We start from the raw sequence: 16,493 nt of genomic DNA, 5'->3' as shown, positions 1-16,493 counted from the left end.
CGGAACACTGCAGGTCTCGAGATGAAGCCCCTCCTTGCTGTGCAGGGGCCGCTCAGTTGAGATATCCCCTCTCCAGTAGAAACGCGAAGATGTGCTCGGCCGCCGCCTCTGCGGCCAGCGCCCCGCTCTCTATCGTGATCTCTGGGTCGAGCGGCGGCTCATAGGGGCTGTCGATGCCGGTGAAGTTCTGGATCTGTCCGGCCCGGGCCCGCTTGTACAGCCCCTTCACGTCGCGGGCCTCGGCCACGTCCAGCGGCGTGTCGACGAAGATCTCGACGAATTCGCCGGTCTCCAGCAGCTCGCGCGCCATCTGGCGTTCGGCCCGGAAGGGCGAGATGAAGGAGACGAGCACGATCAGCCCGGCGTCCACCATCAGCCGCGCGACCTCCGCCACGCGGCGAATGTTCTCCACCCGGTCGGCATCGGTGAAGCCGAGGTCCTTGTTCAGCCCGTGGCGGACATTGTCGCCGTCGAGCAGATAGGTGTGGCGACCCAGCGCGTTGAGGCGCTTCTCGACAAGGTTGGCGATGGTGGACTTGCCGGCGCCGGAGAGGCCGGTGAACCATAGCACTGCCGGCTTCTGCAGCTTGAGGCCGGAGCGGCTGGCCTTGGACACGTCCAGCGCCTGCCAGTGCACATTGGTTGCCCGCCGCAGGCCGAAATCGACCATGCCGGCACCAACCGTCTGGTTGGTCATGCGGTCGATGACGATGAAGGCGCCGGTCTGCGGAATTTCGGCGAAGGGGTCGAGCGCGATCGGCTCATGGGTGGCGATGTTGACCACCGCGACATCGTTGAGCGCCAGCGTCTTGGCGGCCAGCTTCTGGAAGCTGTTCACGTCGATGCGGTGCTTGATCTCCGTCACTGACATGACGACGGTGCGCGTGCCGATCTTGATGAGATAGGGGCGGCCGGGCAGCAGCACGTCCTCATGCATCCAGATCAGATGGGCGGCGAACTGGTCGGAGACTTCCGGCCGCGCATGCGCCGCCGCGATCACGTCGCCGCGCGAGGCGTCGATCTCATCTTCCAGCGTCAGCGTCACCGCCTGGCCGGCGCCCGCTTCGGGGAGTTCGCCATCGGCGGTGACGATCGCAGCGACCCGCGAGGTCGCGCCGGAGCCCGCGACCACCACCGCCTCGCCGACCCGCACCGTGCCGGAAGCCACCGTGCCGGAGAAGCCGCGAAAGTTCAGGTTCGGCCTGTTGACCCACTGCACCGGCAGGCGGAACGGGCGCGTCTGCGCCACGCTTTCCACATCCAGCGTGTCGAGATGGTCGAGCAGGGAGGGGCCCTGATACCAGGGCGTATTGGCGCTGCGGGCGATGACATTGTCGCCGTGGCGCGCCGAAATCGGAATCGGCACCAGCGTACGGAAGCCGAATTGCGCGGCAAAGGCGCGATACTCGGCGACGATCTGGTCGAAAACCGCCTGCGAATAGTCCATCAGGTCGATCTTGTTGACCGCCAGCACCACGTCCTTCAGGCCCAGCAGCGCGACGATGAAGGAATGCCGCCTTGTCTGGGTGAGAATGCCCTTGCGGGCATCGACGAGAATCACCGCCACGTCCGCATTGGAGGCGCCCGTCGCCATGTTGCGGGTGTACTGCTCATGGCCGGGCGTGTCCGCGACGATGAATTTGCGCCGCTCGGTGGCGAAGAAGCGATAGGCGACATCGATGGTGATGCCCTGCTCGCGCTCGGCCGCCAACCCGTCGACGAGCAGCGCGAAGTCGAGGTCCTCGCCGGCGGTGCCGTGCTTGCGCGAATCGGAGGCGAGCGTCGCCAGCTGGTCCTCGAACAGCAGCTTGGTGTCGTACAGCAGCCGGCCGATGAGGGTGGACTTGCCGTCATCCACGCTGCCGCAGGTGAGGAAGCGCAGCAGGCCCTTGCCCTCATGGCGCGCGAGATAGTCGGCGGTGCTGAGGGACGCGATCGCCTCGTTCATCAGAAATACCCCTCGCGCTTCTTCTTTTCCATCGAGGCGGCCTCGTCATGATCGATCAGGCGGCCGGCCCGCTCGGAGGTGCGGGCGAGCAGCATCTCGCCGACGATGGCCTCCAGCGTGTCGGCGTCGCTCTCGATGGCGGCGGTGAGCGGATAGCAACCGAGCGTGCGGAAGCGCACGCGCTTCATCTGCGGCACCTCGCCCGGCGCCAGCGGCAGGCGCTCGTCATCGACCATGATGAGTTGGCCGTCGCGTTCCACCACGGGCCGCTCGGCTGCGAGGTAGAGCGGTACGATGGGGATGTTCTCGGCGAGGATGTACTGCCAGATGTCGAGCTCGGTCCAGTTGGACAGCGGGAACACGCGGATCGATTCACCCGGGCGGACGCGGGCATTGTAGAGGTTCCAAAGTTCCGGGCGCTGGCTCTTGGGATCCCAGCCATGGCTGGCGGTGCGGAAGGAGAACACCCGCTCCTTGGCGCGGCTCTTCTCCTCGTCGCGCCGGGCGCCGCCAAAGGCGGCGTCGAAGCCGTGCAGCGTCAGCGCCTCCTTCAGTGCCTCCGTCTTCATCACGTGGGTGTAGAGCGAGGAGCCATGGTCGAACGGATTGATGCCCTTGGCGACCCCGTCCTGGTTGGTGTGAACCAGAAGCTTGAAACCGAGCCGAGCCGCCGTGGCATCGCGGAAGGCGATCATCTCGCGAAATTTCCACGTCGTGTCGATGTGCATAAGCGGAAAAGGCGGTGGCGACGGATAGAACGCCTTGGCCGCGAGATGCAGCATGACGGCGGAGTCCTTGCCGATTGAATAGAGCATCACCGGGTTGGCGAACTCCGCCGCCACCTCCCGCATGATGAAGATGGATTCCGCTTCCAGACGCCTCAGGTGCGTCATCCGTTCTGACGACATCAAACCCGCCTATCTCTCGAGACTTCCACCGCCTTGTGCGGTGGGGTGAATGTCGGCTTCCCCGTTCGGCGCGCCGGCGGGGTCGCGCCCATCCGTCGACGAGAACGATGCCTGGGCCGCATCTCGCGGCAAGGCGCAGAACACGTGTCAGATGATCGTGCCGAGACAACTCTCACTCTGTTCTTAGACAGGCAAAGCGGTAGGGTCAATATCCCACAGGGCAGAATTGGTAACCAGAAAAACTCCAGCAAAAAATCGTAATCAAAATCGAAACCCGAATCCGCGCTGCGATACAGGGGGTCGTCTGGCCCCCGTGGAGCCCACGGCCGCAGCGATCAAGCTGAATGGCGGCGGCAGCGCCATGGAGCAGGGCGCTTCAGGTCGCGCGCCCCGACCGCAGGAACGCCTGCGGCTTCAAAAGCGCCAGCTCAGGCCGGCCTCGAAGCCACTGTCGACTAGGCCCGAGCCAAAGGCGCCCGAATAGGACAGGTCGAGCTGCGCCGTCGCCGACAGCGGCAGGGAGAGGCCGCCCTCAAGCACCAGCACATCCTCCGCCACGGGCACACCGAGAACGGAAAACGGCACGGTGCCGGCAAAGCCGAGGGTGGCCTGCGGATCGGTATCGCCGAAGGCGTGGCGCCAGCCGGCCATGCCGGTGAAGCGAGCCTGCACGGCGCCCAGGGCGGCATCGGCGGATGCGCGCAGCCCCAGCGTGGTGAAGGTCACGGCCGCATCGCCGGCCGTCCCCGAAAGCGCTGCCGCTCCTCCGCTCTCGTTGAAATCACCGCTGGAGACGTTGACATAGGCCAGTCCGGCAAAGGGTTCCAGCTCGGCCGACCCGACCGTCAGCCGCCAGCCGGCCTCAAGAAAAGCCTGCGCCGTATGGCTGTCATAGACGCCGCTCAGGCGTTCGGCGAAGCCGGGAAAGGCGATCTGGCGCGTGGTGTCGACTTGCTGATAGGTGTAGGCGGCACCGAGGCGCAGAGCCAGCGCACCGAACTGGCCGCCGCCATAGAGGCCCGCATGCCCATCGTCGCTGTCGGCGGTGGCGCCGCCGGGGTCGAGGCGGTAGCGGCTCTGTCCATAGCCGGCGAAGGCACCGAGGCGAAACGTCTCGCCGATCCTGCGATCGGCGCCGATGACGAAACCGCCAATTGTGCGGTCGAACCCCGAGGCATCGCCGTCGCTGTCGAACGTGCCCCACGAGCCATAGGCTTGGCCCCACATCGTCGCCGCCGGGTCAGCGAAGGCCTGCTGAAGCCGGCCCAACGCGGCGTCGCGCACGAAGCGGCTGTCTTCGAGCGCGGCGCTTTGCGCGCTGGCGTAAATGTCGCCTGAGAGCTGATCGAAGGCGATACGGGCGGCGAAATCGGACAGTTGCGAACCGACCGCTTCATGCAGAAGGCCCCCGCCGGGCAGGCTGTCCAGCGCTGCGGCGGTGGCCCGCTGGTTCGCCGTCCAGGCGGCGGCGGTGAAGGCCCGGTCCTGGAACACATCGAGATACACCGCCGTATCATCGGCGCTGACCTCCACCGCATAGAAGGCCGAGATCGAGGTGTCGCCCACGAGCGTGTAGGCGCCGGTAATGCCGCCGCCGGCGGTGAGCACGGTTAAACGGGTGCCGACCGGCGTGACGCCGCCAAGTCCGTCGACGCTGAGCTGTGCGCCGTCCGCCAGCGTGGCGGTGCCGCCGACCGCGATGAGGTCGGCCCGGCCGCCCGCAACCTCCACGGCATAGAGAGCGCCCGCCGCCTGATTGAAATCGCCGGCAACCGTCACTGTCCCGATGGAGGCACCTGGCGCTACCGTGGCGCCGGAAGCAAGGCTCAGCGCCGCGACCCCTCCCTTCCCCGCCAGCACGGCGCCCTCCGCCACGCTGACGGGCCCGCCGAGCGTTCCCGCCAAGGCCAACGTGCCAGCCTCGATAGTGGTCGTGCCGGTGAAGGCGGTGGCGTCGCCGGCATAGGTCAGCGTGCCGCTACCGGTCTTGAGAAACGTTCCTGTGCCGCTCAGCCTATTGCTGAGGCGGCCGGTTCCGGTCTGGTCGAGCACCAAAGTACCCTCATTGACAATCGCGCCGCTGCCGAAGCTCGTCGCCGATCCGATAAGCGTCCCGGTGTGGATGGTGGTGGTGCCGGTGTGGGCGTTGACGCCGGTAAGGGTGGTGATGCCCGCATAGGCGTCGACCGTCAGCGCCCCGGAGAGATTGGCGTCGATCAGGCTGTCGCTGTTCGTATGGTTCAGCACCAGCTGCGCGCTGGCTCCCTGCTGCACCGAGAGCGTCCCGGCCTGCAGCGTGCCCGCCGCCGTCGCCGCATCCCCGGCAGTGGCGCCGATGACGATGAGGGCCGAAATGCCGGCATTGTCGTCCTGATCGGCATCGCCGACCCAGACACGATCGGCCATCAGGGTTCCGCCGTCGGAAAGGGTCAGTACGCTTGGCGTTACCCCGCCGAGCGCGAGCATGCTGCCAGCCTCCAGCCTCGATTCGCTGCCGGTCACGGTGATCTCGGAGGTGCCGCCGAGGGCATCGAGCAAGGAGGCGACCACCCGCCCGCCATTCTCGACCTGAAGCCTGCCCCGCCCGCCCTCGCTGCCGATGGAGAGCTCGCCGTTGACGGTCCAGCGCGAACCTGTGCCCGCTATACTGACGAAACCGTCTGAACCGGGGCCGGCGCCCAGCGCCGTGGCACCGGTGACGAGCGTGCCGCCGGCCTCGACCACCACCTCGCCGCTGCCGCCGAAGCCGATATAGAAGCTGTCGGCGACGGTGAGTGAGGCGCCGGCGCCGATGCCGATGGCGCCGTGGCTTTGCGCCTCATAGCCGACCACGGCGACATTGGCGCGGACGGAGGCGCCCGCGTCGATGCCGAGTTCACCGTCGCCGCCATCGCCGACATAAAGCACGCCGTCGACGCTCCAGCTGGAGCCGGCGCCGGAGAGATCGACAATGCCGATCGTGCCGAAGGAAGCGCCGATCACGCCGTCGCCGGAACGCAGCGACGCGCCCTCCGCCACGCGCAGCGAGCCATAGCCTTCATAGCCGACCGCGACCGCCTGCGAGGTGGTCCAGCTAGACCCGGGCCCCGTGATCTCGACCCGCGCCGGGTCAAAGAGATCGACGCCGACCAGAAGCTCCGTACTCGTGGCGGTGGCGCCATTAAAGACCGAGACGATGCCGCCGGTTTCGACACGGACCGTGCCGCTGCTGTCCCAGCGTGAGCTCTCGCCCCCAACCTCGACAAGGCCGGTTGAAAATTCGTCGCCGACCACGGCGTTGGCATTGGAGACGCTGCCGCCGTCGCTGATCGCCAGCGTTCCCTGCCCGCCGCCCGTCGCCACTGTGAGATCGCCGGCGATCGTCCAGTGCGAGCCGGTGCCCTGTATGGCGACCTGCCCGTCGCTGTTGGCATTACCGATCAGGGCGGTTGTGGCGGTGACGGCGCCGCCCGAGGCTACCACCAGCGACCCCGCTCCCAGCGCGCCGACGATGAGAACGCCATCGACGTCCCAGCGCGAGTCTGGGCCATCGACGGTGACATTTCCGGTCGCCGCGCTCACGCCGTCGCCGATATTGGCCTGGCCCGAGGTCATAACCGCCCCGTCCAGTACCGATACCGTGCCATTGGTACCAATGGCGAGCGAGCCTTCGACCCGGAACGCCGAGCCTGTCCCACTAACCATGACCTCGCCGCTGGGCGACAGCAGGCCGGCCACCACCGTGTCGCCGGTGGTCATGACGCCGCCATCCGCGATCGTCAGCCGGGCGGATCCCAGTCCGCCCAGCGCGAGGCTGCCGGCATTGTTCCATTGCGAGCCGATGCCTGTGACCTCGACCGAGCCGGTCGCGCTGGAACCGGCCACGCCGAAGCTGGCGTCGGCGGAGGTGAGTATCCCGCCTTGCTCCACCACAAGGCTGCCATTGGCATCGAAGGCCACGGTGAGGGTGCCGGACATGTCCCAGCGGGACCCGGCCCCCGATAGAAGAACTTCCCCCGCCCCGGCCTGTCCCACCGTGCCGGTCGCACCAGAAACCGTGGCGCCGGCCAGGATGTTCAGTGTGCCCGCGCCGCTGGCGCCGACGACGACGGCGCCGCTATTGGACAGCACGGTGCCGGGGTCGGTGACGGTGAGGTTGCCCGTCATCCCTCCAAGCCCGACGCTGGTGTTTTCATAGGAAGGCGTGGCGCCCTGGTCGATCTGGACAGCGCCGGTTACGTTGAGGTCCTGGGCGCGTGCCGCACCTGCGGCGAAGGACAGCGCCGGCAGTGAGAGGGTGGCCATCAGGGCGCATTTCGAGGCGGCGCGAACAGCGTAAAAGCCCGGCCGCAATGGACGTGTGTGCCTCGTCTCGTTCCTGCCCATCAAAGCCCCTCCCTGCGCATTCGGGTGTCAGCCGGCATCGGCCCTCCCGCCTAACAGAAGGAGGCGGGGCCTGTTTGATCGTTCTTGCTCTTTGCCGGCGCTGTGCCGGCCCCGATGCGCGACGACAACAGTCGATCAGGGCGAGCACGGCACCAGGACGCTGGCGTGGATACCCCCGGCCCCCCGCCAGGGCGGAGTGCGGTACATCTCATAGGCGGGAGCCTCGCCGAGCGCCCGCCGATGGCGCGGCAACCACACCGCGCACACGCCGAACACCGCTTCCGGGATCAGCTGATAGGGGCCTTCCACATCCAGCCGGACAAATGAGCCGGCGTGCACGCTCAGACGCCGCAGCGGGGCGCGCAGGGCGGGAAAGGTGGAAACTGTGTCCACCACCGCGCAGTCATAGCGGGTCTGTCCCGGCGCGGTGAAGCCAGGGTCGTCATGGAGAATGCCCATCGCGGTCATCGTCTCTAGCGGCAGTCCGGCCGCCTTCAGAGCCGCCGCAAAGTGCTGCCAATGGGCGGGAACCTGCGTCAGCGGCCCGTGAAAGCGCATGCCGATGAGCGGCAGCGCCCCCAGCCGGACCGGGGCCGCCGGCTCGACGAGATCGACATGCAGCCGCTGCGGCAGCGGCGCCTGAGCCTGCGCCATAGCCCGCAAACGGTTCGGCGCCATGGCGAACTGGCGGGAGAAGGCACGAGTGAACGCCGCCTGGCTGCCATAACCACAGCGCAGTGACGCCTCGATGATCGGGGTGGACGACCGGCAGATCAGTGCAGCTGCATGGGCCAACCGGGTGCGGCGCACATAGGCGCCATACGTTTCCCCCATGAGTTCGGCGAAGCGGCGATGGAAATGGAACGGGCTCAGGCCAACCCGCTCGGCCGCCGCCTCTATGGTGCGTGGTGCGCCCATGTCACTCTCGATCCAGTCGAGCGTCGACAGCAGGAAGCCGGTTTCGACCCGTACCGGCGGCGCGAGGGGCAGCGGATCGGTCCAGAGCTCGGTGAGCGCCAGTGCTTCGCCGGCACGCGGTTGCGCGCACCCAAGCGGCGAGGGCAGACCTCTCAGCCCGTTCATCCGACGAAGGGGTGGGCTGGAGGGCGCAGAACGGCAAGCGGGAGGCTTTGCTTGCGCCGGATCGGGAGCGCCGGCGGGGAGCTCCGCTGCCCGGCAAAGACCGCCTTGTCCATCCCGCACGCGCTCCGTTCGAGCTTTCGACTCGACAGAGCTAAATGAACTTCCAGATGGGCGGAGGTAATAATCGCCCAAATCGACAACGCCGTCCCGTCGACAGCGCTGCCGAGGGCGCATCGCGCCCGCATTATCCGTCGAAGGGCTGCAGCCGCTCCAGCAACGCCGGGGCGTAGCTCGATTTCGTGCACCGCGCTTCTATCGTGGACGCGCGACCGCCGGTTCCGGCTCGGGTCTCGACCTCGCCAATGCCGCCACCTTTCGTCTCGATGCGCGCCTAAGCCTCGCGTTGGGCGTGTAGCCGGTCGCGAATGGCGTCGATGGCGGTCCGCAGGGCGTCGATGGTCTGCCCGTCCTGTCCCACCGCCGCCTCGACGCAGCGCATGATGCCGCCGGCCTCCGCCTTCAGCGCTGTGCCCGCCGGCGTCAGATGCAGCAGCACCTCGCGCTCATCCCGGGGGTTGCGGGTGCGGGTGACCAGCCCGGCCGCGTCCAGCCGTTTCAGCAGCGGGGTGAGGGTGCTGGAATCGAGGAAGAGCGTGCGACCCAGCTCCTTCACATTCTGCCCGTCGCGGTTCCACAGCGTCACCATGACAAGATACTGCGGATAGGTGAGGCCGAGCCGGTCCAGCAGCGGGCGGTAGAGCTGGGTGAAGGCGTGGCCGGCCGCATAGATGGAAAAGCAGAGCATGCCGGTCACGTCCACCGCCGGGGCGGCGGTCGGGTTGTCGGCGCGCTGGGCGCGGTCAGGACTATCGGGCGTGTGGGTCATCAGGATCTCCTGGCTCATCAAATAATTTGTACGCGATGCATTTGCAAGCGATTGACAGTTCGGCGCGGCGCAGCTAGTTATATCGCATCCAAAGGAATCGTTCACAAATCAATCGTGATCAAGTCAAAGGAGAGCGTCATGAGCAGCTTCACCACCACCGACGGCACCCGTCTCTTCTACAAGGATTGGGGCTCGGGCCAGCCCATACTGTTCGCCCATGGCTGGCCGCTCTCGTCCGATGCCTGGGACCAGCAGATGCTGTTCTTTGGCCAGAACGGCTACCGCGTCATCGCCCATGATCGCCGCAGCCATGGCCGTTCCGACCAGACCTGGGACGGCAACAACATGGACCAGTACGCCGACGACCTGGCGGAACTGATCGAGGCGCTGGACCTGCGTGACGTGGTCCTCGTCGGCCATTCCACCGGCGGCGGAGAAGTCGCCCACTATATCGGCCGGCATGGCACGGCTCGGGTGGCCAAGGTGGTGCTGGTCGGCGCGGTACCGCCGCTGATGCTGAAGACCGAGGCCAACCCCGCCGGAACCCCGCTCGCCGTGTTCGATGGCATCCGCGAGAGCACCGCCAAGAATCGTTCGCAGTTCTTCTTCGACCTCACCGTGCCGTTTTACGGCTTCAACCGGGAGGGCGTTCCCGCCAATGACGGCCTGCGCGAGAATTTCCGCCGTATCGGCCTGCAGGGCGGCATCAAGGGGCAGTATGACTGCGTTCATGAATTCTCCGAGGTCGACTACACCGAGGACCTCAAGCGTATCGACCGGCCGACGCTGATCCTCCATGGCGACGACGACCAGATCGTGCCGATCGACGCCTCGGCCCACCTCGCCGCACAGATCGCCCCGCAGGTGACGCTGAAGGTCTATCCCGGCGGCTCGCATGGGCTGGCGGAAATCGAAGCCGACCGCTTCAACGCCGACGTGCTGGCCTTCATCCGCAGCTGAGCGCGCCACCGCGCAAATCGGCGTCTTCGATCACGGCCGCCACCCGCGAGGGTGGCGGCCGATTTGTCGTTGGTGGGGATGGCTCTGGGCGCTTCCTCAGCGCGTCTTCACATTCGTGGCCGGCGCCGTCAGCTCGGCGCGCTCCAGTCGCTAAGCTGGGCATAGAGCGCGTCGCGCAGCTTCCTCATGTCTCGGTTCATGGCGCCGAGATGGGCCGGGCTCTGCCCGGAAGCCTCAAGCAGCGCATCGCCAAGGCACCCCGCCTGACCCCTCAGCGCGCGCCCCTGATCGGTGAGGGCGACGACGACCTGGCGTTCATTGTCTGGGTTGCATGGAGAGCCAGTGCTGCCGCCCGGTGAGGCAGAAGGCGAGCTCACCGAAAGTTCACAGACAACATCCTCGGCAAGCGGCGCCTTGGCTACGCCTGCCGAGCCGTTTCGGGGCCCTTGCCGTGACGCGGGGCTGGGGCCCAATCTCCCTTGCGCCTATACTCCCTCCAGTATAATCAACCTTCCGAACCGTCGCGACCAACAGCATGCAGGGTGCCCGAGTGCCCCATTCGCCGGATGACAAGAAGCGCGCCCTGACGCGGCTGCGCCGCATCAAGGGCCAGGCTGAAGCGCTGGAGCGGGCGATCGAGGCGGAGGCCGAATGCGGCGTTCTGCTGCAGCAGATTGCCGCCCTTCGCGGCGCCGCTGGCGGCCTGATGGCCGAGGTGCTCGACATCCACCTGCGCGAGAGCATCGGTCATGCCATCGGCGCGGCGGGTGCGACGCCCGCGACCGACGAACTCGACGCCATCATGAAGATCCTGCGCACCTATTTGAAATAGCCGCACCAGATCCGAGAGGGAGAAGTCCATGAAATCGCGTGCCGCCGTCGCCTGGGAAGCCAAGAAGCCGCTGACCATCGAGACCATCGAGATCGGGGGCCCAAAGCCCGGCGAGGTGCTGGTCGAGATCATGGCCACCGGCGTGTGCCACACCGATGCCTACACGCTGGACGGGCTGGATTCCGAGGGCAAGTTTCCCGCCATTCTCGGCCATGAGGGCGCGGGCATCGTGCGCGAGGTCGGGGCCGGCGTTACCTCGCTGAAGGTCGGTGATCACGTTATCCCGCTCTACACGCCGGAATGCCGGCAGTGCAAAACCTGTCTGTCGCAGCGCTCGAACCTGTGCACCTCGATCCGCGCCACTCAGGGCCTGGGCCTGATGCCCGACCGCACGACGCGCTTTTCCTGCGAGCGGGTGGGCGCCCAGAGCGGCGAGATCTTCCACTATATGGGCTGCTCAACCTTCTCGAACTTCACCGTACTGCCGGAAATCGCGCTCGCCAAGGTGCGCGAGGACGCCCCCTTCGACAAGATCTGCTACATCGGCTGCGGTGTCACCACAGGCATCGGCGCGGTGGTCTATACCGGCAAGGTATGGCCCGGAGCGAACGTCGTCGTCTTCGGCCTCGGCGGCATCGGCCTCAACGTGATCCAGGGCGCCCGCATGGTCGGTGCCGACAAGATCATCGGCGTCGACATCAACCCGGCCAAGGTCGAGATGGCCCGCAAGTTCGGCATGACCGACTTCATCAACCCGCTCGATGTCGGCAATGACAAGGTGGTCTCGGCGATCCAGGACCTCACCGATGGCGGCGCGGACTTCACCTTCGACTGCACCGGCAATGTAGACGTCATGCGCCAGGCGCTGGAGGCCTGCCATCGCGGCTGGGGCACCTCCATCGTCATCGGCGTGGCGCCGGCGGGGGCTGAGATCGCCACCCGGCCGTTCCAGCTGGTGACCGGCCGCAACTGGCGGGGTTCCGCCTTTGGCGGCGCGCGCGGGCGCACCGACGTGCCGAAAATTGTCGACTGGTACATGGAGGGCAAGATCAACATCGACGACCTGATCACCCACACCATGCCGCTCGACGAGATCAACACCGCCTTCGACCTGATGCACGAAGGCAAGTCGATCCGTTCCGTGGTGATCTACTGATGGGCGCGTTGATGGAAACGATCAGCACCGCGAAGTCGCATGGTGGCGTGCAGGGCGTCTATCGGCACCAGTCGAAGACCACCAGCACGCCGATGACCTTCGCGGTCTTCGTGCCGCCGCCGGCGGCCGATGGCCCCGTGCCGGTGCTGTGGTATCTGTCGGGTCTCACCTGCAGCCATGCCAATGTGATGGAGAAGGGCGAATACCGCGCCGCCGCTGCCGCCCAGGGCGTCATCATTGTCGCGCCGGACACCAGCCCGCGCGGCGAAGAGGTGGCGGATGAGCCCGGCAATTGGCAGTTCGGCTCGGGCGCCGGCTTTTATCTCGACGCCACGCAGGCGCCCTACGCCACGCATTACCGGATGTATTCCTACATCGTCGAGGAGCTTACCGCCCTCATCGCCGCTGAATTCCCGGCGGATATGAGCCGGCAAGGCATTTTCGGCCATTCCATGGGCGGGCACGGCGCGCTCACCATCGCGCTGAAGCATCCGGACCGCTTCAAGAGCTGCTCGGCCTTCGCGCCGATCACCGAGCCGAGCACGGCGGACTGGTCTCGCCCGGCGCTGGAGAAGTATCTCGGCACGGATGCACGCGCTTGGCGCGCCTATGACGCGGTGGCGCTGATCGAGGACGGAAAGCGCTTTCCCGAATTCCTGGTCGACCAGGGCTCGGCCGATCCGTTCCTGGAGACCGGGCTGCGGCCGCAGCTTCTGGCCGCCGCCTGCGCCGCCGCCAGCATCCCCCTCACGCTCAACCTGCGCGAGGGCTATGACCATTCCTATTTCTTCATTTCCACCTTCATGGCCGACCACATCGCCTGGCACGCCGCCCGCCTCGGCCGCTGAGGCTGCCCCGCCCCCCGCTCCGGCCCGATCAGGCCATGGCGGGGGGAACCAGCCTCTCAGAAGCGGTAATTCAGGCCGATCTTGATCGCCTGGAACGACGCCGAGTTGGAGGCGTCGCGGCCGTCGGCGATGGTGGAGGTGCCGGCGTAATTCCTCGTCTCGTAGACCGGCTTCTCGATGATGTCGCAGAACCTTCCGCCCCTCGTGGCGCACCCGAATTCGCTGCGGACGGCCCACACTGTGCCGATCTGAGTCGTGGTTGAGTAGGGCCGGGTGACGCCTGAGCGCGCTTTGTTGAAGGCGAAGCTCTCGGCCCCAAAGCCGGCAAAGGCATACTCGGCCTTGACCGACCAGCGGTCATTGATGGCGTATTCCGCGCCGCCGCCGGCGGAAAAGCCGGTGCGGGTCTGGCTTGCTGATTCCGTGAAGCTCAGATTGGTCCGGCTCCCTCCCGGATTGGAGGCAGTGGCGGAGGCCGAGATGTACTGGGCGCGGTCCTCGGTCTCCTGCAGGAAGGCTACACCGACTGTGCCATAGATCAGCCACTGGTCGTTCAAGGCATAGCCGAGCTTGGCGCGCACCGTGCTCATCCAGTCGAAGGAATAGTCGGTCTGCGCCTCCGGCATGCGGTTGTTGATCAGATTGGGCCCTTCGGTCGCGCCGAGCACGTTGGAACTGCCGATGTCGAGAGAGCTGACATCGGCCTCGATGCCGAACACGACATTGTTGGCGAACTGGTAGTTATAGCCGATCTGCCCGCCCCACAGACCGCCGCTGAAATCTTCATTGGCGGATTCACTGAAAGCCCGCCGCGCGTAGCTGCCATCCGCCAGCGTCGTGGTGCCGCTGATCGAGCCGAAGCCATAGCCGAACGAGCCGCCGGCATAGAGGCCGGTCCAGCGCTCGCCATTCGCCCGCAGGCCGAAGGGGAGCGGTGCGATCGGCTCCTCGCTGCCGAAGGTGCCGGTGAGCGTGGCCATGAAGGTGCGGCCGGGGGCCGGCATGTCGGTGTTGTTCAGCGCGTCGACATAATAAGTGTCGAGCAGGTTCTGCACGCTAACATCAAGGGTCAGGTGGCTATTCAGCTTCCACTGGGCGAAGGCGTCGACGACCGTGTAGGGCTCCCACACCTTTGTCACCCAGGTGAAGAACCCCCCATCCTCGGCCACCGGCACCAGCCGCTCACTCATATAGCTGACGCGGCCGCCCAGCGTCAGCCGATCGTCCATGAACCGGGCGCCGGCCGTCACCGAGGCGGTGAAGCGCGGGGGAATCTGGTTGGTGAGGTAGTCGGCGGAAAGCGTGTAGTCGGTGCAGACGCCGTTCTGCTGGCAGGATTCGAAGTCGGTGTAGTAGTTGAGGCCGAACTCGGTGAAGACGGCGCCGGCATCGTAGCGTCCGGAGAATTCGACGCCCTTAAAGCGGACATAGTCGTAGTTGAACAGCCCCATATTGCCGTCAAACTGACGGCCGATATAGTTGTCTGTGGTGTTGTCAAAATAGGCGAGCTTCAGCCGCAGCTTGTCGCCCGGCAGCAGTACGTCGTCACGCAGTAGGTTGGTGCCGAACTCCCAGTTGCTGGCCTCTTCCGCCTGAAGGTCCGCGTTGAAAATCTGGTCGCTGCGGGTCTGGCTGGTTTCGCGCACGCTCGGCGGGCGGATGCCGCTCTGGTACTGGCCATAGATCTGCCAGCCCGCGACCGGTGTCACCATCACGCTGGCGCTGGGGCTCAGGCCATCACCGGAGTAGCCGGTGAACGGGTCTCCCTGGACATTGTAGGTGGTTACGCCGTTGAAAGAGGTGTTGTAGGTCAGATATTCCAGCCCGGCCGAAAGTTCGAGCCAGGTGGTGGGCTCCCATTTCACCCGGGCGAAAAGCGCGCCGATCTCGCGCTCGCCATTGGCCGGAATGGCCCAGAGCGCCACGTCAGAGAAATCATAGGTCTGCGTCGGCCGCGCGTTCTCATAGACGTAGCTACCGCCATAGCTCAGCGCCACCGGCATGCCCGCCACCGAAAAACGCGAGGTGTTGCTCGCGTTGACGCCGACATTCTGCGACTGCTGGTCCAGCTCCTCCACCTCGCCAAGCGACATGAAGACGTTGGTCTCGTCGGTGTTCGAGACATAGGTGTCGAGCCTGAAGTCGACGAGATCGGTGCTGGTTGGCGTGTAGTGATAGCGCAGCGTGGCCTGATTGATCTCCACCGAGGAGAGTGGCAACTGGTCGGTAACCCCATTGCCCGCCGTGATGACCGAGGGTGACACCTCGCCGAACTCGTTGCCGTAATAGAGATAGCCGATCTGCAGTTCCTGCTCGTCGGTGGGGCGGAATGTAGCCTTCAGTAGCGCCGAGGTCACGTCTTCGGAGGTGTTGTAGACCAGCTGGCCATGGCCGTAATTCGACAGCGGCACCTCGTTGCCGAGATAGTCGGTCGTGGTCAGGGAACCTTGTGTGCCGGCAAAGTAATTGCCGGACTTGCGGCGGACAAAGGCGCCGATGGCGTCAACATTGTTCTCACGCACAGCGAGGGCGAAGCTACCATTGGTGATGTCGGCCCCGTCCGGGTCGCCGAACGCTGGCTCACTCGCCCCTATGACAGGGGTGGCGGAATTGGTGGCGAGACCGGCCCGCGCGCGTACGCCCCAGCGCTCGCCGGCCTTGAGGATGTCCTCGACGTTCAGCGTCTCCATGGCGATGGTGCCGCCAATGGCGCCGGCCACCGCGCCGTCCGGCCCCTTGGTGATGGTGATGCCGGAAATGAGATCGGGATCGACATAGGTGCGGCTGTCGATGCCGGAATAGCCGCGATAGGAAGAGGTCGATTGCTGCGAGCCGTCGATCGTGGTGGCGACGCGGTTCTGGCCCTGCAGGCCGCGAATATTCGGGTCGATCGAGGCGCCGTTATTGCCGCCGCCGGAAATGACGCCGGGCGTGCCCTGGAACAGCGCGCCGGCGGTCTGCGGCGGGAAGCGCTCGATTTCCTCGGAGGAGATGTAGTTGGTGGAGCCGGCCGTCTCGAAGGGCAAGTCGGCCGCCGCGCCGGCGCCGGTGACGTCGATCGTGCCGAGCTCGATCGCGCCGTCAGCGCCCTGCATAGCTTCGCTGAGCGGGGCGTCTTCCCCCGGCACGTGGATCGTCACGGAACGGGGCCCGACGAAGCGCCAGCCTATCCCCGTCCCGGCCAGCATGATGCGCAGCGCCTCTTCCGGCGGGTAAAGCCCGCTCACCGGCCGGGACATGATCTCATAGGCCTTGGAGCCGGAATACAGCACCTGAAGCCCGGCGCGCACCGACAGGTCGGCAAGGGCGCGCGGCACCGGCATGGAGGCGATGGTGAGGGCGACGCTCGGGCCGCCACCTTGCGCATGGGCGTAAGGCGTCCGGGCGGGAAGGGCCGCCAGTGCGGTTCCCGCCAGAAGGCACAGGGTGAGCATACGCAGGCGTCGGGTAGACATCATCCTCATCGTCGGTCCCACATGTTCTGCCAGAGCCGGGTGGACGGCATCG

The 16,493-nt window shown here is 66.3% G+C and carries 11 protein-coding genes; 4 read left to right on the top strand and 7 right to left on the bottom strand.

Annotated features, from left to right (window positions below; translation table 11 throughout):
* Window positions 1-52: 52 nt before the first annotated feature.
* The 5 genes from cysN to A3M1_RS0108200 all read right to left on the bottom strand — a co-directional run bounded on the left by cysN (window position 53) and on the right by A3M1_RS0108200 (window position 9,190).
* Window positions 53-1,948 (bottom strand): sulfate adenylyltransferase subunit CysN, encoded by a 1,896-nt coding sequence (gene cysN / locus A3M1_RS0108220; protein ID WP_018388475.1) that lies wholly within the window; start codon window positions 1,946-1,948, stop codon window positions 53-55.
* Window positions 1,948-2,856, bottom strand: a complete 909-nt coding sequence (gene cysD, locus A3M1_RS0108215) for a sulfate adenylyltransferase subunit CysD (RefSeq protein ID WP_026221216.1) — start codon at window positions 2,854-2,856, stop codon at window positions 1,948-1,950. The genes cysN and cysD overlap by 1 nt, the downstream gene beginning before the upstream one ends.
* Window positions 2,857-3,270: 414 nt before the next feature.
* Window positions 3,271-7,140 (bottom strand): autotransporter domain-containing protein, encoded by a 3,870-nt coding sequence (locus A3M1_RS0108210; RefSeq protein ID WP_018388473.1) that lies wholly within the window; start codon window positions 7,138-7,140, stop codon window positions 3,271-3,273.
* A 216-nt stretch (window positions 7,141-7,356) separates the two neighbouring features.
* Complete coding sequence (locus tag A3M1_RS0108205; RefSeq protein ID WP_018388472.1) at window positions 7,357-8,304, bottom strand: GyrI-like domain-containing protein; 948 nt, start codon at window positions 8,302-8,304, stop codon at window positions 7,357-7,359.
* A 391-nt stretch (window positions 8,305-8,695) separates the two neighbouring features.
* Entirely contained in the window at window positions 8,696-9,190 is a 495-nt protein-coding gene (locus tag A3M1_RS0108200) for a MarR family winged helix-turn-helix transcriptional regulator (RefSeq protein ID WP_018964153.1), read from the bottom strand.
* A 138-nt stretch (window positions 9,191-9,328) separates the two neighbouring features.
* On the opposite strand from A3M1_RS0108200, the gene A3M1_RS0108195 reads away from it, so the two are divergent.
* The gene (locus A3M1_RS0108195; protein ID WP_018388470.1) at window positions 9,329-10,150 is read left to right on the top strand and encodes an alpha/beta fold hydrolase; all 822 of its coding nucleotides are present in this window, start codon (window positions 9,329-9,331) and stop codon (window positions 10,148-10,150) included.
* 128 nt (window positions 10,151-10,278) lie between these two features.
* Here the strand turns inward: A3M1_RS0108195 and A3M1_RS26305 are convergent, their stop codons facing one another.
* The gene (locus A3M1_RS26305; protein WP_198291123.1) at window positions 10,279-10,527 is read right to left on the bottom strand and encodes a hypothetical protein; all 249 of its coding nucleotides are present in this window, start codon (window positions 10,525-10,527) and stop codon (window positions 10,279-10,281) included.
* A 173-nt stretch (window positions 10,528-10,700) separates the two neighbouring features.
* Here A3M1_RS26305 and A3M1_RS0108185 point away from each other — a divergent pair, with 173 nt between their 5' ends.
* The 3 genes from A3M1_RS0108185 to fghA are packed head-to-tail and all read left to right on the top strand — an operon-like array spanning window position 10,701 to window position 12,986.
* Window positions 10,701-10,982, top strand: a complete 282-nt coding sequence (locus A3M1_RS0108185; RefSeq protein ID WP_018388469.1) for a metal/formaldehyde-sensitive transcriptional repressor — start codon at window positions 10,701-10,703, stop codon at window positions 10,980-10,982.
* Between the two features lie 28 nt (window positions 10,983-11,010).
* Window positions 11,011-12,138: an S-(hydroxymethyl)glutathione dehydrogenase/class III alcohol dehydrogenase gene (locus tag A3M1_RS0108180; RefSeq protein WP_018388468.1), complete on the top strand. Its 1,128-nt coding sequence runs from the start codon at window positions 11,011-11,013 to the stop codon at window positions 12,136-12,138.
* Between the two features lie 11 nt (window positions 12,139-12,149).
* The gene (gene fghA / locus A3M1_RS0108175) at window positions 12,150-12,986 is read left to right on the top strand and encodes an S-formylglutathione hydrolase (protein ID WP_026221215.1); all 837 of its coding nucleotides are present in this window, start codon (window positions 12,150-12,152) and stop codon (window positions 12,984-12,986) included.
* A gap of 56 nt (window positions 12,987-13,042) precedes the next feature.
* On the opposite strand, the gene A3M1_RS0108170 is transcribed toward fghA, so the two are convergent.
* The gene (locus A3M1_RS0108170; RefSeq protein ID WP_245261616.1) at window positions 13,043-16,441 is read right to left on the bottom strand and encodes a TonB-dependent receptor domain-containing protein; all 3,399 of its coding nucleotides are present in this window, start codon (window positions 16,439-16,441) and stop codon (window positions 13,043-13,045) included.
* Window positions 16,442-16,493: the final 52 nt, after the last annotated feature.

This window comes from Ancylobacter sp. FA202 (genome assembly GCF_000380205.1).
Taxonomy (GTDB): Bacteria; Pseudomonadota; Alphaproteobacteria; order Rhizobiales; family Xanthobacteraceae; genus Ancylobacter.
Note: the sequence above shows the minus strand (reverse complement) of the source record. Positions and strands in the feature narration are given on the sequence as shown.